Annotated in this window: 12 protein-coding genes; all 12 read right to left on the bottom strand. The window is 44.5% G+C overall.

Going from position 1 to position 23,397, the window contains the following annotated elements; all coding sequences use genetic code 11:
* Positions 1-87 precede the first annotated feature (87 nt).
* The 12 genes from MASE_RS09160 to MASE_RS09105 all read right to left on the bottom strand — a co-directional run bounded on the left by MASE_RS09160 (position 88) and on the right by MASE_RS09105 (position 23,396).
* The gene (locus MASE_RS09160) at positions 88-984 is read right to left on the bottom strand and encodes a PEP-CTERM/exosortase system-associated acyltransferase (protein ID WP_014949457.1); all 897 of its coding nucleotides are present in this window, start codon (positions 982-984) and stop codon (positions 88-90) included.
* Between the two features lie 96 nt (positions 985-1,080).
* Positions 1,081-1,569: an RNA methyltransferase gene (locus tag MASE_RS09155; protein ID WP_207198495.1), complete on the bottom strand. Its 489-nt coding sequence runs from the start codon at positions 1,567-1,569 to the stop codon at positions 1,081-1,083.
* A gap of 784 nt (positions 1,570-2,353) precedes the next feature.
* Positions 2,354-3,214 carry a patatin-like phospholipase family protein gene (locus MASE_RS09150; RefSeq protein ID WP_014949455.1) on the bottom strand — a complete coding sequence of 287 codons (861 nt, stop codon included), beginning with the start codon at positions 3,212-3,214 and terminating at the stop codon, positions 2,354-2,356.
* A 166-nt stretch (positions 3,215-3,380) separates the two neighbouring features.
* Complete coding sequence (locus tag MASE_RS09145) at positions 3,381-7,712, bottom strand: alpha-1,6-glucosidase domain-containing protein (protein ID WP_041693747.1); 4,332 nt, start codon at positions 7,710-7,712, stop codon at positions 3,381-3,383.
* Between the two features lie 83 nt (positions 7,713-7,795).
* Positions 7,796-10,846, bottom strand: a complete 3,051-nt coding sequence (locus tag MASE_RS09140) for a TonB-dependent receptor (protein WP_014949453.1) — start codon at positions 10,844-10,846, stop codon at positions 7,796-7,798.
* A gap of 290 nt (positions 10,847-11,136) precedes the next feature.
* Positions 11,137-12,657 carry a tryptophan halogenase family protein gene (locus tag MASE_RS09135; protein ID WP_014949452.1) on the bottom strand — a complete coding sequence of 507 codons (1,521 nt, stop codon included), beginning with the start codon at positions 12,655-12,657 and terminating at the stop codon, positions 11,137-11,139.
* Positions 12,658-12,787: 130 nt separating this feature from the next.
* Entirely contained in the window at positions 12,788-15,649 is a 2,862-nt protein-coding gene (locus MASE_RS09130; RefSeq protein WP_014949451.1) for a TonB-dependent receptor, read from the bottom strand.
* Between the two features lie 328 nt (positions 15,650-15,977).
* On the bottom strand, positions 15,978-16,850 hold the full coding sequence (gene sucD / locus MASE_RS09125) for a succinate--CoA ligase subunit alpha (protein WP_012518366.1): 873 nt from the start codon (positions 16,848-16,850) through the stop codon (positions 15,978-15,980).
* Positions 16,850-18,016, bottom strand: a complete 1,167-nt coding sequence (sucC, locus tag MASE_RS09120; protein WP_014949450.1) for an ADP-forming succinate--CoA ligase subunit beta — start codon at positions 18,014-18,016, stop codon at positions 16,850-16,852. Before sucC ends, sucD begins: the two co-directional genes overlap by 1 nt.
* 152 nt (positions 18,017-18,168) lie before the next feature.
* Positions 18,169-19,680, bottom strand: a complete 1,512-nt coding sequence (odhB, locus tag MASE_RS09115; RefSeq protein WP_014949449.1) for a 2-oxoglutarate dehydrogenase complex dihydrolipoyllysine-residue succinyltransferase — start codon at positions 19,678-19,680, stop codon at positions 18,169-18,171.
* Between the two features lie 9 nt (positions 19,681-19,689).
* Complete coding sequence (gene sucA / locus MASE_RS09110; protein WP_014949448.1) at positions 19,690-22,509, bottom strand: 2-oxoglutarate dehydrogenase E1 component; 2,820 nt, start codon at positions 22,507-22,509, stop codon at positions 19,690-19,692.
* A 176-nt stretch (positions 22,510-22,685) separates the two neighbouring features.
* Complete coding sequence (locus MASE_RS09105) at positions 22,686-23,396, bottom strand: succinate dehydrogenase iron-sulfur subunit (RefSeq protein ID WP_012518362.1); 711 nt, start codon at positions 23,394-23,396, stop codon at positions 22,686-22,688.
* Position 23,397: the final 1 nt, after the last annotated feature.

The following is a 23,397-nucleotide window of genomic DNA, read 5'->3' as shown; positions in this document are numbered from 1 at the left end:
TTAACTGGATGTTAAAAAACATGCATACGTATTCAAACATAAAAAAACCGCCTGACGAGGCGGCTTAGTATTCCAGATAGCATGGTGTCATGCTGCATGGGCTATGCGAAGAGGCTTTCGAGTATGCTCAATGGTGGGAACGGCCACATCGCCAATAGCTTGTAACGCACTATTTAGTTCTGAATGAATCTTTCTGTGAAAACCTTTTAGTGGTTTTGCTAAATCATCAAGCAGTACATGCGGTGACAATCTATATGGCATACGTTTGCCATTGAATTCAATAGCTTCACCTACTGGATTAAAATGAATACCGAATGCCTTCATTCTTCTTGCTAACTTAGGCTCCATAAGCACATAGGCGTGCTTTACGTTTAAATGAAGGCACACACTCGTTGCCATTAAGTACAGCGCAATTGAAAGATAAGGAAAATGCTCAACGTTAAATGGAACATTTTTCTTTTGTTTAACTTTTTCAATTTTTTCAGAGGGTAGGATTTTAGACCGTAACTGTCGCACTCTAAATTCTCTCGGTATTGCAAGGCGAGAGATTTCACAGACGCTTTGTGGGGACAAGTTTGAAGGTAGCAATGCACCATCGCCAATTACTTCCGCACACTTTTCTTCTAATGGAAGTGCCAAGCCAGCTTCAGTTGGCAAGACCAACCTTATCGTGCCTGCACACTCTCCTGTTGGCAAATGCTTGATGTAGCAATTGATAGCGCGATCATCAAACTTATCTTTTTCTAATGCAGTGGCATTTTTCTGCTCGAAGTTCATTTCTTCACAATACACTTTGTGTCGCGTTTTATAACTCACCTGCTTTTCACTTTCTTCGTTAGCAATCACAAGTTCGTAACGGCTAAAGAAGAAATTAGAAATACTCTCTTCGAGTGAGAAACGACTAGGGAGTACCCTAGAAAATGTTTGTGGTAGTCGACTCAGTTTGTTAGACACGGCGCCATTAAACGCTCGAACTGCGCTCATTGTTCTCATCTTCAACGCAAAGCTCCCCTGATTTAATTTATTATTAGGCTTGTGGGTAACTTCCTGTTCGCAACGACAGCCTTAGTTATTTAATTACTATTTAATCTTAGATTTGTTATTCGTATCTCTACTTTGTCTGATAAGTGCATCCCCACTTACGTAATCAGACTTTGACAGACGGTCATACAGCAACACATTTGCTGTGGCCGCTAAATTCATGCATGAAAAAGTAGGAACGTAGACAACATGATCGCACCAAGACAAAACGTCTTCGCCAATACTGCCATCTTCAGGACCTAGCAAGTAAAACGCATTGCTCGGGTGCTCAAACAAAGGTAGTGGTGTAGCGCCCTCTACCAGTTCAACCGCTACGACTGACGCACCTTCAGGCACTACTTCTTTTAAGTCGTCGACCCCAATGGTCGGAATGACTTTATGAAACGCTTTCGTATCCGCATTAAAATCTTTAGCAAATCGATAGCGCTGACCAGTATAAAAAACGCTAGCCACACCATAACAACCTGCAGCTCGCAGTATAGAAGCAACATTTACGGGATTTTTCGGGTTTATTAACCCAATTGACATTTTCTGATTCGCAATTTGCACGTTTGTATTTATTTTATTTTTTATTCAGCATTTGATATTGCCACGTTCTTTCTCACGCTTCTAGACAGGTTAGCGTAAACTAACCTTAAGTATGATTAAATTTATCTAAAAAGCGGTAGACACAAAACTCGCGATTCAACTATGCCAATAAGCATTTCTGCCAATGAGCATTGGTCTCCTCTTGTTATCGAGAAGCACGTGATATTGCAAAGCGTGGTCGATTATAATTTCTATATTTTAATAACGTGTGACAGTTTGGTCTATTTACTCAATCCCTTTTTTAAGAAGGATTTAATGTTGAGATAAATGAACCATCTGACATCTTCGCATCGTTAAAAAAACAGCGTTTATTGCCACCTGTTCAGCAAGATGCAGACCAGTTTAATGAAAATATTGCACATTGCCTGCAAAGTTTACATAAGAATGCTTCATAAACTCGATAAAATTCATTTTTTTCAAAATGTTACTAAAATAGGAAAAATGGCAACTTATGTTCAAACGGGAAGACAACAGCGCTCGTTATAAGCGATGTAAGGGAAATAGCGTTGCTAAATTCAACAATTCACGATGTGTAAGACTGGTACTAGAAGTAAGAATTAGTAACTTAAGTTTAAACTGTTGCCAAATTGAAACAGGGTAAGATACTGAAAATTAGAGTTTTATTGGAGATAAAAAAAAGCTTGGAAAAAAAACCAAGCTCTATAAGCCTTTTGTTGCGATTTGCATACAGGCTTTGTACAGAAAGAAGAAATCAGTCTGGTAGCTATGCGCTTTTGCGCTGTCTTTCCACTGAATTCTCATAGCAATGTTTAAGATAGCGTCTTGCCATGCGCCGCCCTTGACCGTAGCCTCGCAATAACTTCTTCTTATCCATAGTTAAACGCTTAACGCAAAAAGCTTCATCAGGCGCTATCACACGGATTGTGCAGTCGTCGGGTGGATTATTGAGAAAAGCTAACGTTTCGTTATAAATGGCTGCACGCTGCAACATCTTATCGAGTAGCGCAGGCTGGTTGCCATACATCTTTTGCATTAGCCAAACAGACTTTACTTCTGGTTTTGTAAAACCTAACGGTTGAGAAAGAATAACCGTGATATCCTTCGCACCCATTTTGTATGCTTGGATAGCAGGTATTGCATCTGCCACTCCCCCGTCCAAGTATCGCGTACCGTTTATTGAAATTTCGTCTCGGTATGCAGTTGGCAACGCACAGGAAGCTACCATTAAATCATCAACATTATCTTTGGTGGCTTGTATATATTCACATTCACCTGACTCTGCATTAGTAATCCCAACATACAGTGGCATGCTGCTTTTTTCACCTGGTGCAGGTATATTCATGGACTGTTTAGAGTGATGCCATAGCCAATGAACATCTGTCATGTGCCCACCTTTTATGAAACGAAGCGGGCTAAAAAACTCCCTCTTTGTGGCGTATTGCGTGATGATGGTTTTACTAAGCCCATGCATTTTCGACACGTAGGTTGAAAGATTAGTTGCGCCAGCTGAAACACCAATCGCGAAGTCGAACGAATGGTAGTCATGCTCCATGAATTTGTCTAACACGCCTGCTGCAAAAACTCCGCGCATAGCGCCACCTTCAACAACGAGTGCACGTTTCATTTTCATCTCCTTTTGAATAAATTCAACCACTCTGGTACGACCACTATTTTCTTGGTGATACTACTAGAGAATCAAGAGATATGCCAAAAACAAAAAACCGCGAACTACGTCGCGGTTTTTAAATCTTGGTTTATTAGAAATTTACCAAATTAGCGTTTATTCGGTCTTACTTTTTCGTAACCGTTAACGTAGGTGCATTTCCATCAGGGCCAGATACCTTAAACTCGTATAGACCAGACTCTGCAACTTCAATCATTAGATTATTGTTACTTGCGCCAAGTGTTTTCGGCTCGCTAGGCGTTACTACGTTGATTGCTGCATCGTTCGGGTTGCCAAGGTTTACTGTCGACCAGTCTTCAGAAGCGACTTTGAATTCAATACTACCTGCGCTCAATTCAATGTCTGCGGTATAAACACCTTCTCCTTGATATTCAAACATATCGACAGCTCCCCAGCCATTCATACCACCACGGATATAAACTTGAGTGTCGCCCCAAAACGCTTCTTTAAATACACCAATGGTTGGCGCATTTAAATCAGTGACGTTGAATACGAACACATAGCGGTCGGCGGTTTCAATGTTCAAAATAAGATTGTCGTTAGTAGCGGCGAGCCCCAAAGTCTGACCAGGCGCAAGGTTGCGATCTGAATCATCTGCTGATATCGCACCGAAGTTCACGGTACTCCAATCTTCTGAAGCAACCTTAAACTCGTAAGTTCCTGGTTCAACATCACGAGAGAAAGTGTAAATACGTCCGCCTTGGTACGCAAACTCCTCAGCCGTACCCCAGTCGTTCATTGCACCACGAAGATACACTGGTGTGCCAACATAGGGCTCTTCGTTTTCAACCATAAGGATTGGTGCTTCGCTATCAGTCGCATCAATAGTAAATAGGTAGGTCGCGCTCGTCGCTGGTGTAAATGAAAGGTTGGTATTAGTACGTGCAAGAACCTTTTCTTCGCCCGCTATTACTGTACCTTCTTCACCATCCGCTGCGCCAAAATTCACTGTACTCCAATCTTCAGATGCGAATTTGAATCCATATGTAACGCCACCTTCAAGTGTAGCTGTTACGGTGTACTTACCGTCACCCTGATAGGTAAATGCATCATCCGTTGACCAACCATTCATATCTCCACGCAGGTAAGCGATGGTGTCGCCGTAAGGAACAACATCAGGCGCACCAGACGTGGCATACGGTGATAGACCATAACCTTGAGCTCCAGACTGTGGTTTTACGAAAACAGCAATAGTTAGTGCAGGAACGGTAAAGGTTCCATTACCATCTTCACCTTCTACAAATGTGGCGCCGCGTACCGCTGCATCGACAGAATTCATTTGTGTGGCGTGAAGCGAAAAGCCTGTTGCTGTGTTTACCGTGATAGACTTCTCTTCATACCCTGTATTCACTAGCACCATAACCGCATCATTCATCATGTCTAAATCTAGGCGAGGTACTTCGCTGTTTTCAGATATGCCGTCATCAATGCTCATCGCTATAAGACCACGCTGCTGGCGTGCGCCAATATTGTGGAATCCTATACGGTCGATGATGTCTTCAGCGGTGGTTAATCTAAACAGCGGACTTGTCATTCGAATATTAAGCAATTCTGCAAACACATCAGAGGCAAACATTATATCTGCCATTGAGGCCGCGCGATTTGGATTGTAAATGAATTCACCCATTTCTTCCCAACGGGCTTCGTTGTCTTGTGCCAACGGTAAACCTACGTTCCAGTTGTTCGTTTCGTAGGTGAAATCGACGTAGTTAAACCAGTCGCCCGCATCATAGGTATTTCTATCCATTGATTTTGAGCGAAGCATGTCGCCGCCCATTTGTAAAAATGGAATACCTTGAGACACAAGATTAATACCCATTGCTACATTTTGGGCACGAACCCGCTGTTCTAGAGTAATATCTTGTGGAAGCGTGTAGTTTAACTGATCCCACAGTGTTTCATTATCGTGCTTCGACACGTAGTTAATGATATCCGCAGGATCTTCTGCATAGCCGCCTAAGTTACTGGTAGCGCCTGCACTTCCTGAAGACGTCTCCAAAACATAGTCTTTTAACGTTCCGATCATGCCCATTTTTACACGGTCTTGCGCGCTTAATAGCCCTTCATCTTCCGGTCTAAAGATAGCGCCCTGGCGAATAGCTTCGCGAATACGGTCGTTATAGGTACCAATCTCGGTACCAGCCATATTGAGCTGGCTCGCTTGCTCGTAACCGCGGTCTATTTTAGTCCAGCCTTCACCGTAGAAATAATTGTCAGCATCGATAGCTTGGACTGCATCACGCAAGCGTACCATAGTGTCTTTTGTAGCTTGGCTCATGATGTCGAAACGGAATGAGTCATACTTATAATGCTCAGTCCACATGAGCAGCGAATCTTCCATGAACTTTTCCATCATGACATTGCGAGGCTCTGTGTCATCACAGCACGTTTCACGAACAATCGCACCAGTATCCACTTCATAACGGTGATAGTAGCCCGGTACCGCTTTGTCTAATACTGACTTACTGAAAACACCCGACGCATTGGTATGGTTATAGACTACATCAAGTGCAACACGTAGCCCCATCTCGTGAAGTGCTTGGATCATGGCGCGCATTTCTACAATGCGTTCTACTCCCTCTGCACTCGACGCATAGCTGCCTTCCGGCGCGTTAAAGTGATGAGGATCATAGCCCCAGTTGAATGTATCTAGATTGCGTAAATCATTAGTAAGCTGCTGGGCTTTACCCGCTTGAGATAAAGGATCGTAACTGTTGTAAACGTCAATTAACAATGCATCAGCGCTTTCTTCTTCACATACCGCAGCATTGCTATTTAAGCGACACAGTTTGCCTACCGTATCGTATAAATCTACCGTTTTTGTTGGATCCTCATCGATGGTTGCAATGTCATTTGCTGGAAGTATATGGAAGTAAGTAAGCCCTGCTTCAACAAGCTTTTTAAGGTGCTCAACCGGTGCTGTGCCCTCTTCAGTAAAGGCAAGGTATTTACCTCTATTTTCCTCAGACGTAGACATATCACGTACGCTAAAGTCACGAACGTGCCCTTCGTAAATGACTGCATCTTCATAATTTTCAACCGTCGGAATAGTATGAGTATCCCAGCCTTGTGGTTTTAAATCATCATCAGCTAGATTTACGAAGCGAGAGAAACGGCCGTTTGTGCTTAGTGACACAGAATATGGGTCTGTAACAAGCAGCGTTTCTACATTCCCCGTAATAGGGTGATAGACGGTAACTTCATAACGGTAAAGCTGACGGTCTAGGGACATATCGCCTTCATGACGCCAGACACCAGACGTATCATCGCGAACCATATCAATACGTTGGCTTAATGTCTTGTTGTCGTTATAAATCAGAAGATCAACATTTGAAGCAGTAGGCGCCCACAATGCGGCAGTAATACCTGTATCAGAGTAGATACCACCAAGTTGAGCTTCGTCGGCATCGTCTTCACCGAGCGTATATAGTGCGTCTATTCCGTTAGCCAGCTGGATCCCGGTCGCAACAACAAGCGCACCGTCAGCATCGTAACCCCCTACTACGGCTTGTGTCGTCAACACGGTTTTAGCATCTTCGAACGACCAGTCGCCTTCCCAAGCCTGCATAGCAGATAAGTGCGGCGCACGGGCAGATTGCTCTTCGGTAAGTGTTGTACTCATTAACGTTACTTGAGTACCGTTAATACCCTCTTCCAGCGTGCTCTCTAAGTCAGCCTGTGCTGAATAGTGAAGTTTCACCTCTGAAACAGTTTCAGGTACGTCCCATAAAATAGTGTTGGCATCTAACCAATGCGCGCCAAAACCCTCGATATCAACAGGCTGAGGACCAAGAGACATGATAGGAAACTCGAATATGGTTGCCTCGCCAGAGAGGGTAAAATTCATGCGTACAAATGTTTCATCATCTTGTACTAAAGAACCCTGGAAGTCTCCGCCCCCCATTTCTTTTCCGGCATCGTCAGTGCCTTTGTGGATGATGAAATTGTGGCAGCTTCCATACCCTTCTTTGAGGTCTAGAATCCAATACGCACCATAGTTTGGATCGATACCGCTATGAATGCGACCGTTGGCCCAATCCGTGTCTGCGTCAGCATAAGCATCACACTCGTCATTATTCCAAGTATGTAGCCTCCAGCCTTCATAAGCTGCATCGTTACTTGAGTTATCAGCGTCAACAGCAGCCCGATTATAATAAAGTACAGCTTGATTAGATGAAGGGGTAAATACAGGTGCAGGTAAACTTGGATCAGCACCGGCTTCACATGCATCGTTCGCTTCATTAGGTACGAGCGGCGCATCGCATTGAATAGGTGGTGGCGGTTCACAAGCCGTACCTGTTGAATTAGGTACATTTGGCACCTCACAGGTAAGCAGATCGTTCGTGCCCGACTCTACGCCCGAGCCACCGCAACCTGCAAGTGTATATGCGCCTACTACGAGTAACGCAGCGCGCACTACTCTTTTTTTAGTAAACATAGAATTCTCCTGAATATTTTCGCTACTTTTGGCAACCGAATATTCCTTCGTGTTGCTAAATAAATTACCTAAGATGCTGATTTTCATAGTTGATATGTCATCCCTAGGTAATATTGCGTACCAAAGTATTGGATAGTGCCGGTTTGCTCTTCTGATGAGAAATAGCTCTTCGTTGGCTCGTCTGTTAGGTTGTTAACTTGAAATAGTACGCTCCAATTGTCGTTAATCTCGTACGACGCTTGGTAATCAATAACCAATTCTTCATCAAAATTAACCACCTGATCGTTTACCGCTACTTGCTGCGAAACAAATGCGTCGCGATATCGGCTAGACAAGCGAGTTTCAAAACCTTCGTATTCCCAAAACACGGTTAGCGTAGCAACGTTTTCAGAAAGACCTGGTAAGTTAGCGGCATACACGTCATCACCTAGCGTGCGTTGAATTTCACTTTCGGTGTAAGAGTAACTTGCGCTAACGCCTAAGCCTGACCACATGCCAGGCAGCATGCTATAAATTTGCGTATAGGCGATTTCTAAACCGCGAATATAGCCACCTTCGGCATTGTTTACGGCTGTGCTGTAGCTACCATTTTCAGTAGGGACGGTAATAAAGATGGGGTCGCCATTTTCATCGAGCGCTAGTTCGGCTTCCTGCCCTGCAAACTCTGGCGTCAAGTAAACCGGCACACTTACGTTATCAGGAATTACAATGCCGTTTGCTTCAAAATCATAAGGCTCTATTTCAATGTCTTCTACGAACGATTCAATGTCTTTATAAAAGCCAGCGACAACTAATGCGCCTTCCGTATCTGAGAAATAATACTCCCACGAAACGTCGTATTGAGTTGCATAGAATGGCTCTAAATAAGGGCTGTTACGGGCGCTACCACTAACCCTTGCCGTAGGGTTGGAAAGCGTAATTTCACCCGAGTCTCTGTCTTGGAAAGCGGTAACCGTTTCAATAGTGGTTGACGCATTTGCGGCAAAACGGTTTATTGGCGCTCTGCCCATCACTTTTGCAGCAGCTACACGAAGTTGCGTGTCATCTGTAAGTTTAAAGTTCAGGTTAATTGAAGGCAAAACGTCAGAATATTCGTGACTTATCAACGCTGGGCGATAAAAGTTATTAATTAACCCTACGTCGTCGGTAATGTTTTGTGCACCAGCCGTAGGGTCACTAACTTCAACCGATGTTCCGGTCTCAAGGTCTTCAATTAACTGAGTAGCACGCTGTAGTGTCGTTGAACTTTGTTTACTTTTAACGTAACGAACACCAACATTACCTGTAACAGGAATACTGCCAATTTCTGTATTAATGTTTGCCATCAAGTAAGCAGAATTCACAGTTTCAAATACATCGCCACTTTCTTGTAGCGTCCACGCAGTAGCAGGCCCGGTACCTGGACCATTGATAACGCCGGCAGCTCCTGGTCCCCACGTTTGAACAGGCTGTGGCCTACCGCTTGGAAACCAAGCATTAAGTGCACTGTCTAGATCAACGGAAAGATAACTTGGAAAATAACCAAAATCACCGCTCCAATTAACCTCTTCGACCATATCAGAAGTTAACTGAAGTGGCGGTTCGCTTACTGAGAATGCACTATCGTTGCCGTATTCAAACACAGAGCGGTCATTGTTATATTCCCGGTCTGAGTAACGATAGCCAAATTCAAAGCCAGAAATGATTGGCACATCGACATAATATTGGAAGTCTACGCGATAGGCGTCTAACTCATCTTTGTTTTCATACGGATAAATACCGTATTTACTTACCATTACACGGTCTAAGTCCGTAAAAGCATCACTTTGATTAAAACCGATATCAGGTAAGTTTAAACCGTTGAGTAAATAAGAAATTTGGACGTTTTCGTCGAACACGGGGTTTGCCGCTGTCGCATCTTCGCCAACAAGCGACCACAGTAAGCCGTTTCTGAAGTCGCTTTCAGCACTTGAACGGGAGATGTCAAACTGAACCGCTAAATCTGGCGATATCTCCCAGCTAGCATTCACGCCTAAGTTGGTAACACTGTCGAAATCTTGGTTGTCGTCGTTTACCAACTCAACACGGGTAAAGCTGTTGTCTGTACGAGAAAATGTGCCGCCAATTACGCTATTATTTACTACTACAGGATTAGTTATACCAGCGTTTATTCCACCTAGCTTAACGCGAAATCCACGTGCAAAGGCTTCGGAATCAAATTTCGAGATAAAAGCATCAGCTTTAAGTGTAAAGGTATCGATAGGTGCCCATTCAAACGCGGCAACGTAACCATCGCGAGTCTCTTCCCCGCCCTTGTGCTGCATTTCAAAGCCTTCTGAAATGAGTTCACAATTGGGGCAATCTGCTGGCCCGTCTATATCACCTTCAAGTCCGTCTACATCAACTTGACCGTTATAAGCTAAACCAATGAATTGAGTAGAAACGCTCGGTTGGAATAAACGAGCATAACCTAGTGATACACCTAGCGTATCGTCAAGGAATTTACCTTGATATGAAAAACTCAGTCTATGTCCATACTCTGTAGCATCACTTACCTCTGACGCTCTATCGTTGTACATGCCACGCATGTTGGCGCTGAATTTATGCTGCTCTTCAATGGCAAGTGGAGATGCAGTTTTAAGTTCTACCGTACCCGCTATACCCCCCTCAATAAGCGATGCCTTGGGTGATTTATAAACCGCTGCCTCACTAATAAGCTCTGAAGGATACTGATCAAACTCAATTGCCCGACTTCCGCTGGTCGATACCTGCTCTCTACCGTTTAATGTAGAAAACACAAAGTCACCGGATAGACCACGAATGTTTATCTGCGCGGCTTGCCCCCCGGTTCTTACCGCAGAGATACCCGGCAAGCGGGTCAGTGCATCCGCCATCGACACATCGGGAAGTCCGCCCAAATCGTCTGCAGATATTTGTTCAGAAACCGTATCGGAGAAGCGTTTCTGGTTTAGTGATTGGATCAAGCTGGTACTAAAACCACGTACTTCAATACGCTCTAAGGTATCTTCTTGTGGTCGTTCAACTTCGTCTATTGAGGTGTCTGGTGACTCTTGGGCATAAAGTGGAGCTGCGCTAAACGCGACCCCACTACTTATCAAGGCCGCCATGATAGTGCTGGGTTTGAATGTTTTCATTGGTGTCCCATTCCTTGTTTATTATCGACACTTTTAGGACTACCACACCCAAAAATGCCTCTTATGGTTCAACACCAAATACTACTGTTTTGTATAAAAAGGGAGCAATGCTATGCATACGTATTCATTTACATCGGCGCAACATATTTTTAATTTACCAGTAAAAAACCAGCATAATTGTAACAATTCATCCTTAAAAACGAATAAAGCAGCCTTTTGGCTGCTTTATCCTTTACCTGTTTAGTTAGCTAATGCGTTCGTTCGCAGCACTTCTAACCATATGAAATTATTCAACTCATTGCGCGCTTATACTTTGCAACCATCCCATTTATATACTCGTCATGTGTCGGCAACTTAGCAATGGGCTCTTTTTTGATTTCCAACAACCTTGTTAACATTTGATTTAACTGAACTTCAGGCACACTGTTTACCAAACCGTGATAATCCTTAGGAGTAATCCCCTGACCGTACAAGACCTGTAGCCATGAGCTTTCAAGGAATAGATCATTTTGTTCTCGTAGCAGATTACCGCTTTCTTTAAACAACGCAATTTTATGTGCTAGGGAATCGGGCAAAGTAATATTTCGCATGTCATTGAAAAAGGCACTATCGGTTCGCTCATTTACGGTGTAATGCAAAACAAGAAAATCTCTGATTTGTTCGAACTCTAATTCAGACTGCTTGTTATATTCCGTTTCCAAGCTCGGTGCAAAGCCGTTGTGGGGAAACAACTGAATTAAGCGAACAATTGCAGATTGAATGAGGTGAATACTGGTAGATTCAAGTGGCTCTAAGAATCCACTTGATAGACCTACTGCTACTACGTTTTTGTACCACTGCTTACGTCGTCTGCCCGTCGTAAACTTTATCAGTTTAGGGTCACCCAATGGTTTGGTATCTAAGTTTGACAACAAGGTGTCACAGGCCTGATCATCACTGATATAGCGTGAACTATATACGTGGCCATTACCATTTCTGTGTTGCAGTGGGATCCTCCATTGCCAACCTGCATCGTGGGCAATAGAGCGCGTGTAAGGCGCGGTTTTTTCATGTCGCTCAGACGGTACTGCAATGGCACTATCACAAGGAAGTAAGTGAGACCAATCGTCGTAACCAGCGCCCAGCGCTTCCTCTATCAATAGTCCCTTAAAGCCCGTGCAATCAACAAATAAGTCCCCTTCAACCACGTCACCACTTTCTAAGTGAAGTGCTTGAATAAAACCGCTGTCGGTAAAACGTTGAACACGTGAAATTTTACCTTCTTTGCGTACAACCCCCATATTTTCACTCAGCTTTCGTAAATACTGAGCGTATAAACTGGCGTCAAAATGATAAGCGAAAGGTAGCTCAACGACTGGGTCTTTGGCATTTATCTGCGCAAATCGTCCCGCTTCAGCGGCATGGTAATTTAGGTCAAAATCCCACAGGTCGTCTTTTAGGCCTTGCTGGCGCGCCTTTACCCAGTAGTGATGAAAATGACAAAACGCCATGCTTTTGCCCGGCGCACCAAAGGTGTGATAGTAGCTTTCACCCTTCGTTTTCCAATTTTCGAACCGTATAGCAAGTTTTATCGTTGCTTTAGTATCATGAAGAAACTGTGCTTCGTCGATACCTAACACTTGGTTTACTAGGCGTATTGGGGGGATGGTAGCTTCGCCAACACCGACCGTACCAATCGCTTCAGATTCAACCAGAGTAATATCAACTGCTTTACCCAACACCTTTTTCATTAATGATGCAGCTAACCAACCTGCCGTTCCACCGCCGGCAATCACTACACGCTTTATCGGTTTATTATGAGGATCTTGCATAAACTTCTCGCAATTCGTACCAAAAATTTTGAAGGGTTCCTTTCATACAAAAAGAAAAGCCACCATTTGCTCTCTCTTTTAGCACAAGCTAAAACAAAAAGCAGCAGGTGGCTTTACACACACGAAGAAATTAGAACTTGTAGTTAAATCCTAGCAAGTAGTTCGTTCCATAAGTTTGGAACTGCGTGATTTGACGGCCGTCAGCCGCTGACGCTTGAATATCATCTTCATCGGTCAGGTTCTGTGCTTGTAAAGTAACACGCAGGCCTTCTAGATATTCGATACCAGACTCGCTAAAGTCATAGCCAATTTGCGCATCAACAAGCGTACCGCCTTGCTTCGTTGCATCAACTAACGCCAAACTAACACCACGTTCTTCAGTTAGGTACTGATCGCGTTTTGTTGCCGCAAGACGGAATTCGAAACCAGCATTCTCATAGAAGAAAGTCATACTGTAAGACTCTTCAGATAGTCCAGGAATACGTGTTTCAGTTTGACCCGGAGCCGCGTCAACTTCACCATCCATAAAGGTTGCACTTGCGAACAAGCCGAAGCCTTCAAGTGAATCATGGATCATGTCAAATGGAAGTGAACCTTGTAATTCGTAACCGCGAACAAAGCCTTCGAAACCATCAAGAACACTGCTTACTTGACCTGTGAACAATACAGGAGTTTGACCTTCAGAGCCCTGATGTAGCTCAGGAATATAAAACTCTGTGAAATCAGCCACAATTGACGTGCTGCGGTGCCAATTTTTAATGTCTTTATAGAAGAACGACACAGCTACATAACCTGTATCTGCAAAGTAGTTCTCATAAGCTAAGTCAAACTGGTTAGCTTCAAGCGGACGCAATTCAGGGTTACCAGCACTACCACCCCATGGACCATTTTCAATTTCAGTGCTAGTAATTTGGTTATCGTTGAACGAGAACGTAACCTGAGTATTTGGACGCATGTCATCCATACGCGGACGAGAAATAACTTTGCTCAAGCCCAAGCGAACAAACTGGCCCTCAGCCACTTCTGCTGAAAGGTTAAGTGTTGGAAGAACATCTGTGTAGTCTGCGCCACCTGTTACAGGGCTAGCAATGGTGTAACCTTCGCGGTCAGACGTTGCAGAGAAACCTGTTGATTCTTGATCTGCACTTACTACTTGAAGGCCTACGTTACCGCGCACCCAAATATCGCCAACTTCCATTTCCAAATCTAGTTTGGTGTAAAGGGTAAGTAGTTCTTCATCAACGGTGTAAGTATCACCTAAGCGATCGTTTTGAACGCGGCTTGCATCGCTTTCAATGTAATAACCACTTTCGAAAAGACCTAGCGAGTCGTACGCTAACACGCCGTCAATTCCAATAAAGTTAAGGTTCGTTACGCCTAGCACTTCAGGAATAGCAGCATTTCCAGGATATGAAGGCGCTGTTAGGTAAGCACCGTTATTGTCTTTAGATTTAGAGCGGTCAGAATATACAACACCAGCAGATAGGCCTGTTACCACACCCCAATCTACATAGCCTTTAACGTCGAAACGAAGGGTATCAAGCTCTTCTTCGAAAAGCGGCTGGTTTACGAAACCATCCTGTGCATCAGACTCAAGTAACGGACGTGCGCCCCATGCTTGCGGACCAGCAAGGCTAATAAGTGTTGGGTCGGTAAGGTCAACTGGTGCAATAGTTGGGTGGTCAGAGAACATTACTCCAGAAGATGTCATTTCCCAGCTACGTGCAGTAATTGGACGGCCTTCAGTACCAGCACGACCTACACCTGAGTAGCTTTCTACATCGATAATTTCTTTTTCAACTTTACCGGTAGAGTAATCTAGTTCTAGTGTCCAAGAGTCGTTGATTTGGTATTCAGCATTAATGCCTACTGTGGTTAGGTCTGCTTCTTGACGACGCGCATCGTTACGAACAACGCTATAGAAACCATCAGAGTAACCACTAGTTACCAGACCGTTTTCAACACCAGTGATTGTGTAAGCGCTTGTACCCCACTCTGCACCGCCTTCTTCAAGACCACGGCGTACATCGTCTTCAACAAAATCGATATAAAGCGCATCAAGTTGAATATTGAGCTTATCGGTAGGCGCCCACTGGACTACAGCGGCAATTGAGTCACGTTCTAGCATTGCTGAACGCTGGAATGAATCGTGACCGCCCAATACAACAGTACCATCAGGAACGTCTACAGTGTCTTGACCATCATAACGACGAGGGTTCCAAAGAGGATTTCCGTTATCGTCAAACGTGTTTTCTGGTGTAGTGTTTACTGTGGCGTAACCCCAACCGCGGAAGTGTTGCTCCTGACGTGGAGACTCCATGCTCGCAACAGTTAGCGCTAAACCAATCGTATCGTCGGCAAATTGATCGACAAAGTTTAAAGAAATGCGATGACCGTCGTTGTCAAAATCTGGGTTTGGAGAGTCTTCAGCATTTTTCTCGAACGTGCCATTTACGGTAAACGTGCTTTCTGCCGTTAGAGGCTTAACCGTTTGAAGGTCAATTGAACCACCGATATTTTGGGTAGTCATGCCCGCTTCTGGTGTTTTGTATACCAGAATGTTTGAAATGATTTCCGTTGGATAAAGGTCAAACTCAACCCCACGGTTATCACCCATACCTAGAAGCTCACGACCGTTCAGTGACGTACCAACGTAGTTCTCGTTAAAACCACGAACAGAGATACCACTTGTACGACCGTTACGACGTTCACCAGTTACACCAGGAAGACGTGCGATTGATTCTGCAATACTGGTATCTGGTAACTTACCAATATCTTCTGCTGATAACGCTTCAACAATTGAAGTGTTATCCATTTTGATTGCTTGAGCACGCTGTAAGCTGCCGCGAATACCGCTAACTTGAATTACTTCAAGATTTGCTTCATCAACAGCATCAGTGTTTGCATCTTGTGCAAATGCTGGTGCACTACCAAACGCCATACCGCCTGAAATAAGCGCAGCTTTAATTAGGTTGGGTTTAAATTGTTTCATAAAACGGGTGTCCCATACGGTTATAGTTGTTGTCTTTTTGTTGTTCTTATGACAATTAAATGACAATACATCTCGTCGGCATAATGCTATAGAGGACCTAGGGTTTGCACAATTGCCTGCATACGTATTCAATAAAATTTGTGCAACACGCCGTTAACAAAGGATATGCAGGCCTTTATGTAATTTAACAACACAATATGGATTATACGGAGCTTTTACGGCAGATAGTTGTAATTTTGTTACATGCATTTCTGCAGAGTTGTTAATAAGCGCGCACAAAAAAGCCCGCTTAAAGCGGGCTTTTATCACAAAATTGTTAAGCGTTAGCTTACCAACCTGTAGTCTCGCGAAGCGCCTTGCCGATTTCAGCAAGTGAACGAACAGTTTTAACGCCTGCGTCTTCTAGTGCTTTGAACTTCTCATCAGCAGTACCTTTACCGCCTGCGATGATTGCACCAGCGTGACCCATACGCTTGCCTGGAGGAGCAGTAACACCAGCGATGTAAGAAACAACAGGTTTAGTTACATTCGCTTTGATGAACGCCGCAGCTTCTTCTTCAGCAGTACCGCCGATCTCACCGATCATTACGATAGCTTCAGTTTGCGGATCGTCTTGGAACATCTGAAGGATGTCAATGAAGTTAGAACCAGGAATTGGGTCACCACCGATACCAACACAAGTAGACTGGCCGAAACCTTCGTCAGTAGTTTGTTTAACTGCTTCGTACGTAAGTGTACCAGAGCGAGAAACAATACCTACTTTACCAGGCTTGTGAATGTGACCAGGCATGATACCAATCTTACACTCTCCAGGAGTGATAACACCTGGGCAGTTTGGACCAATCATGCGAACGCCTTTAGCTTCAACGTATTCTTTAACGTAAAGCATGTCTAGCGTTGGGATACCTTCAGTGATACATACGATTAGCTCGATACCCGCATCTGCAGCTTCAACAATTGAATCTTTACAGAAAGGTGCTGGAACATAGATAACTGTTGCAGTTGCGCCAGTTGCTTCTACCGCTTCACGTACAGTATTGAATACTGGAAGACCTAGGTGCTCAGTACCGCCTTTACCTGGTGTTACACCACCAACCATTTGCGTACCGTAAGCAATTGCTTGCTCAGAGTGGAAAGTACCCTGACCGCCAGTGAAACCCTGACAAATTACTTTAGTATCTTTATTAATTAATACAGACATTATTTGCCCTCCGCTGCAGCAACAACTTTCTGCGCTGCATCAGTTAGCGATTCAGCAGCAATGATATCTAGACCAGAGTTCGCTAGAACTTCACGGCCAAGCTCTGCATTGGTACCTTCAAGACGTACAACTACAGGTACTTCTACGCCAACTTCTTTAACCGCACCAATGATACCTTCTGCAATCATGTCACAGCGAACGATACCACCGAAGATGTTAACCAATACCGCTTTAACATTGTCATCAGAAAGGATGATTTTGAATGCTTCAGCTACACGCTCTTTAGTTGCGCCGCCACCAACGTCTAGGAAGTTAGCTGGCTTGCCACCGTGTAGGTTTACGATGTCCATCGTACCCATTGCTAGGCCTGCACCGTTAACCATACAACCTACATTACCGTCTAGCGCAACATAGTTTAGTTCCCACTGAGCAGCATGAGCTTCACGCGCATCTTCTTGTGAAGGATCTTGCATATCTTTCAGCTTAGGCTGACGATATAGCGCGTTACCATCGATACCTACTTTCGCGTCTAGGCAGTGTAGGTTACCGTCAGTTTTGATAACTAGCGGGTTGATTTCGATAAGCGCAACGTCAAGCTCTTCAAACATCTTAGCTAGGCCAAGGAAGATTTGAGTGAATTGCTTGATTTGTACGCCAGAAAGACCTAGAGCAAACGCCATTTCGCGCGCTTGATAAGGCTGAGGACCTACAATTGGGTCGATTTCAGCTTTAAGGATTTTCTCTGGAGTTTCTTCTGCAACAGTTTCAATCTCAACGCCACCTTCAGTAGATGCCATGAATACAACGCGACGGGTTGTACGGTCAACTACTGCACCAAGGTAAAGCTCGTTAGCGATATCTGTGCAAGATTCAACTAGGATTTTGCTCACAGGCTGACCGTTTTCGTCAGTCTGGAAAGTCACCAAATTTTTGCCAAGCCAGTTTTCAGCGAAAGCGCGAATGTCGTCTTTGTTTTTAACTAGCTTTACACCGCCAGCTTTACCGCGACCGCCCGCGTGTACCTGACACTTAACTACCCACTCGTTTCCGCCAATTCGGTCAGCGGCTTCTACAGCACCTTGAGCAGTGTCTGCTGCGTATCCTTCAGAAACAGGCAAACCGTATTCTTTGAATAGCTGCTTACCTTGGTATTCATGCAAATTCATGGTGTTTCTATCCGATTTTTAGTAAGACAAAAGCCGCAAATGCGACTTGATTAGTTTGACTGATATTATAGGGCAAATATCAGCGTTGCGTTAGGCGCAAAGCAAGCATACACAAGCTAAACGCCTAACCACAATTCCGTGAGACGAAAGTCTTATACGTCTAGAAGTAGACGTGTTGGATCTTCTAGCATCTCTTTAACGGTTACCAAGAAACCTACTGATTCTTTACCATCGATAATACGGTGGTCATAAGAAAGCGCTAGGTACATCATTGGTAGAATTTCTACTTTTCCATTAACTGCCATTGGACGATCTTGGATTTTATGCATACCCAAAATAGCGCTCTGTGGCGGGTTAATGATTGGTGTAGACATTAGTGAACCAAACACACCACCGTTGGTGATTGTGAAATTACCACCTTGTAGTTCAGCCAATGACAGCTTACCGTCACGGCCTTTAAGTGCTAGTTCCTTAATTCCTTTTTCAACGCCTGCCATGCCTAGTGTGTCAGTATCTTTAAGTACTGGTGTTACAAGGCCACGTGGTGTAGAAACAGCAATCGATACATCGAAGTAGTTGTGATAAACAATGTCATCACCGTCGATAGACGCGTTAACTTCAGGGAAACGCTTAAGGGCTTCGGTTACCGCTTTCACGTAGAAAGACATGAAACCAAGGCGAATACCGTGACGCTTCTCGAAGCTGTCTTGATACTGCTTACGAAGGTCCATGATTGGCTTCATGTTTACTTCGTTAAACGTTGTTAGCATTGCCGTAGAGTTCTTCGCTTCAAGAAGACGGTTAGCAATTGTCTTGCGAAGACGCGTCATAGGAACACGCTTCTCGGTACGATTACCCGTTGGTAAGTCAGCTGAAACAGATTCAGACGCAGCAGGCGCTGCCTTCGCTGAGCTGTCGCCGCCTTTAAGGTACTTCTCTACGTCTTCTTTAGTGATACGGCCATTTTTACCAGTGCCTTTCACTTTAGCTGCGTCAACACCTTTTTCTGCAAGTAAACGACGAACAGAAGGACTAAGCGCATCGCTGCTCTCGTCACTGTCATCGCTTTCGCTTGACGCTGCTGGAGCAGAAGCGCCGCTTGCTGCACCTTCTACAAATTTAGCAATCACTTCTTCAGCTGTTACGGTGGCGCCCTCTTCTGCGATAATTTCAGCAAGAGAACCGTCTGCAGGAGCAACAACTTCTAGTACTACTTTATCAGTTTCGATATCAACCAAGTTTTGGTCGCGAGAAACTGCTTCACCTACAGCTACGTGCCACGTTGCGATTGTCGCGTCAGCTACAGATTCAGGAAGTACTGGTACTTTAACATCAGATGTTTTTCCAGAAGCCGCTGGAGCCGCATCTGATTTAGAATCGTCTTTCGCTTTGCTTTCTGTTTTAGCTTCAGCTGGTGCAGCAGCACCACCCTTTTCTAGTTTAGCAATAACTTGCTCGCCTAAAACAGTTGCACCCTCTTCGTTTAGGATCTCACCAATTGTACCGTCCGCTGGCGCCACAACTTCTAAAACCACTTTATCAGTTTCAATATCAACCAGGTTCTGGTCTCGTTTAACTGCGTCACCGGCCTTTACGTGCCAGGTTGCAATGGTGGCATCGGCAACTGACTCAGGTAGAACCGGAACTTTTATCTCAATTGTCATTACTGTTCCTTATTTAATTGTGAGTGCGTTTTCAACCAGGGCTTTCTGTTGCTGGTTGTGAACGGATACATAACCTACTGCAGGTGACGAGGATGCATCACGGCCTGCATATGTTAATTTTGCACCATCTGGAATTGCTTGCCAGAAATGGTGTTGGCTACAGTACCAAGCGCCTTGGTTTTGAGGCTCTTCTTGACACCAAACCCAATCTTTTACGTGGCTGTATTGTGCCACAACTTTAGCGCATTCTTCTTGTGGGAATGGATAAAGTTGCTCTAAACGGATGATTGCGACGTCTGTTTGCTCATTTTTACGGCGCTGGTCTAACAAATCGTAGTAAACCTTGCCTGAACACATAACAACACGCTTCACATTCTTCGGATCGATATCATCAATTTCGCCAATTACGTTATGGAATTTGCCTTCTGCAAGTTCCTCTAACGAAGATACAGCCATTGGATGACGTAATAGTGACTTAGGTGACATCACGATAAGTGGTTTACGCATTGGACGAACCACTTGGCGTCTAAGCATGTTGTAAACCTGAGCGGGTGTTGAAGGTACACACACTTGCCAGTTGTGGTCAGCACACATTTGCAAGAATCGTTCAAGACGCGCAGAACTATGCTCTGGGCCTTGGCCTTCATAACCATGTGGAAGTAAAACGGTTAGGCCACACAAACGACCCCACTTCGCTTCACCTGAGCTCAAGAACTGATCAAATACAACCTGAGCGCCGTTAGCGAAGTCACCAAACTGGGCTTCCCAAATAGTCAGACACGTAGGCTCCGCTGTCGCATAACCATACTCAAATGCCATAACCGCTTCTTCTGAAAGCACAGAGTCGTAGATTTCGATCTCGCCCTGTCCTTCACGAATATGCTGTAGTGGCATATATGTCGACGCATCTTTTTGATTGTGCAATACCGCGTGACGGTGGAAGAAAGTACCACGGCCTGAATCCTGACCGGTAATACGAATATCTTCGCCGGCATCAACGATAGTTGCATAGGCCAAGTTTTCAGCCATGCCCCAATCAAGCATTTTCTCGCCAGCAACCATCGCTTTACGGTCTTGGTAAAGCTTGTTTACGCGAGACTGAAGCTTGTGCTCTTCAGGAATAGTAGTGATTGACTCACCTAGCTCTTTGAGCTTCTCAACTGAAAGCGAACCATCGTAAGGCGTATCCCAGTCGTGACCAAGATATGGAGACCAGTCAACGCTGTGCTCTGTCATTGGACGCCACTCTTCAACAACGCACGCGCCGTGGTCGAGCGCTTCACGATATTCTTCAAGATAGCGGTCTGCGTCACGTTGTTCAATCACACCTTCAGCTATTAACTGGTCAGCATAAAGAACACGTGGAACCGGGTGCTTCTTAATTTTTTGGTACATCAACGGCTGCGTGGCGTTTGGCTCATCCGCTTCGTTGTGACCATGACGACGGTAACAAACTAAATCAATTACAACGTCTTTCTTAAACTTATTGCGGTATTCAAGCGCAAGCTGCGTAACAAAGGCAACCGCTTCTGGATCGTCTGAGTTCACATGGAAAATCGGTGCCTGTACCATCTTCGCGATGTCAGTACAATATTGCGTTGAACGGGTATCTTCAGTCTTCGATGTGGTGAAACCAACTTGGTTATTTACCACAATACGAACCGTACCACCTACAGCAAAGCCGCGAGTTTGCGACATGTTGAAGGTTTCTTGTACTACACCCTGACCAGCAATTGCCGAGTCACCGTGAATAGTGATAGGCAGTACTGTATTCGTGTCATCATTGCGACGCGCAAGACGTGCACGTACAGACCCCATAACTACAGGGTTTACAATCTCAAGGTGAGACGGGTTAAACGCTAGTGCTAAGTGAACATTGCCGCCTGGAGTCGCGAAGTCAGACGAGAAACCTGCGTGGTATTTCACGTCACCCGCGCCTAGTGAGTCGTCGTGCTTACCTGAAAATTCATCAAACAGCACCGATGGGTTTTTACCCAATACGTTAACTAGCACGTTCAAACGACCACGGTGAGCCATGCCGATAACCACTTCTTTGGTACCTGCAGTGCCAGCCTTGGTGATTAAACCTTTCAGCATAGGAATAAGTGCATCGCCGCCTTCTAGAGAGAAACGCTTTGCCCCTGGGAATTTAGAACCCAAGTACTTTTCCATTCCGTCAGCCGCAGTAAGACCTTTAAGAATTCCTAGCTTTTCGTCGCGAGAAATTTCAGGCTTTGCTTGAACAGATTCAATTTTTTGTTGCAACCAGCGTTTCTGTTCAGTATCGGTAATATGCATGTACTCTGCACCGATAGAGCCACAGTATGTGCGGTTTAACGATTTAAACAGTTCACCCAATGGCATTGAATCTTTGCCAATGGCATACGAACCTACATTGAATACTGAATCGAAATCTTGCTCAGAAAGGCTGTGGTGAGAAAGTTCTAAGTCGCGTACACGCTCTTGTTTCCATAGACCTAGCGGGTCAAGGTTTGCGTGCTGATGACCGCGGAAGCGGAACGCATTGATTAACTGAAGAACTTTAACTTGCCTGTCGTCTGAAACATTTGCAGAAGGCACAGACGGACTAGACATGCGGGCGGTTGGCCCTAACGCAGCAAGTTGCCTAAATTGATTTTTAATTGTTGTATGATTGGTTTCTAACTCTACGCCATCGACTTTGGGGAGGTTATCGAAGATTTGTCGCCAATTTTCAGAGACACTTTGCGGGTCTTCTAAATAAGTTTCATACAACTCTTCAACATAGGCAGCGTTGGCACCTGCCATGTGCGAGGAATCCCACCACGCTTTCATCACGCTTTCTTGCATTTAATTTGCCTTGCTACGTTTTATAAAATCTAGTTAACAATCAAGATGTATTATAAGGTTATTCTCAGCATAACCAAGTGTTATAACAGCGAATATATAAAAAAATAGCCATCCTTTTGGGATGGCTATTTAGAGCATCACTATCTGTAACTTTAGGAAGTTATCAGAATATAGTACTAAACAGCCCGTTGTAAAAGCATAGACTTAATTTGGCCTATCGCTTTTGTAGGGTTTAAGCCCTTAGGACATACACTTACACAGTTCATGATACCGTGACAGCGGAATACGCTGAACGCATCATCAAGGTCGTTAAGACGCTCTTCAGTTGCCGTATCACGGCTATCGATAAGGAAACGATACGCGTGAAGTAGACCAGCAGGACCGATGAACTTATCAGGATTCCACCAGAAAGATGGGCATGACGTTGAACAACATGCACATAGAATACACTCGTAAAGACCGTCAAGTTTCGCACGCTCTTCAGGTGACTGTAAGTGTTCGCGCGCTGGCGGCTGCTTACTGTCGTTGATTAAGAACGGCTTAATCTTTTCGTACTGTGTGTAGAACTGCGTCATATCAACAACAAGGTCACGTACAACTGGTAGACCTGGAAGTGGACGAACTACTATTTTACCTTTGCCCAGTGCAGATAAAGGAGTGATACACGCAAGGCCATTTTTGCCGTTCATGTTCACACCGTCTGAACCACACACACCTTCACGGCAAGAGCGACGGAAAGAAAGCGTCGGATCCTGCTCTTTAAGTGCAAGTAGCGCGTCTAGCACCATCATGTCCTGACCTTCCTCTACTTCTAGAGTGTAGTCTTGCATGCGAGGCTTCGCATCTACTTCTGGGTTGTAACGATAAATCGAAAAAGTTAATTGCATG

Source organism: Alteromonas macleodii ATCC 27126, from assembly GCF_000172635.2.
GTDB lineage: Bacteria > Pseudomonadota > Gammaproteobacteria > Enterobacterales > Alteromonadaceae > Alteromonas > Alteromonas macleodii.
This window is presented reverse-complemented; position numbering and strand designations above follow the sequence as displayed.

What these genes read in the sequence shown, in the direction of transcription:
- odhB (WP_014949449.1), bottom strand. Translation starts at nt 19,680, where the DNA reads ATGACAATTGAGATAAAAGTTCCGGTTCTACCTGAGTCAGTTGCCGAT.
- MASE_RS09145 (WP_041693747.1), bottom strand. Translation starts at nt 7,712, where the DNA reads ATGTTTACTAAAAAAAGAGTAGTGCGCGCTGCGTTACTCGTAGTAGGC.
- MASE_RS09155 (WP_207198495.1), bottom strand. Translation starts at nt 1,569, where the DNA reads ATGTCAATTGGGTTAATAAACCCGAAAAATCCCGTAAATGTTGCTTCT.
- MASE_RS09150 (WP_014949455.1), bottom strand. Translation starts at nt 3,214, where the DNA reads ATGAAACGTGCACTCGTTGTTGAAGGTGGCGCTATGCGCGGAGTTTTT.
- MASE_RS09105 (WP_012518362.1), bottom strand. Translation starts at nt 23,396, where the DNA reads ATGCAATTAACTTTTTCGATTTATCGTTACAACCCAGAAGTAGATGCG.
- MASE_RS09160 (WP_014949457.1), bottom strand. Translation starts at nt 984, where the DNA reads ATGAGCGCAGTTCGAGCGTTTAATGGCGCCGTGTCTAACAAACTGAGT.
- sucC (WP_014949450.1), bottom strand. Translation starts at nt 18,016, where the DNA reads ATGAATTTGCATGAATACCAAGGTAAGCAGCTATTCAAAGAATACGGT.
- sucD (WP_012518366.1), bottom strand. Translation starts at nt 16,850, where the DNA reads ATGTCTGTATTAATTAATAAAGATACTAAAGTAATTTGTCAGGGTTTC.
- MASE_RS09135 (WP_014949452.1), bottom strand. Translation starts at nt 12,657, where the DNA reads ATGCAAGATCCTCATAATAAACCGATAAAGCGTGTAGTGATTGCCGGC.
- MASE_RS09130 (WP_014949451.1), bottom strand. Translation starts at nt 15,649, where the DNA reads ATGAAACAATTTAAACCCAACCTAATTAAAGCTGCGCTTATTTCAGGC.
- MASE_RS09140 (WP_014949453.1), bottom strand. Translation starts at nt 10,846, where the DNA reads ATGAAAACATTCAAACCCAGCACTATCATGGCGGCCTTGATAAGTAGT.
- sucA (WP_014949448.1), bottom strand. Translation starts at nt 22,509, where the DNA reads ATGCAAGAAAGCGTGATGAAAGCGTGGTGGGATTCCTCGCACATGGCA.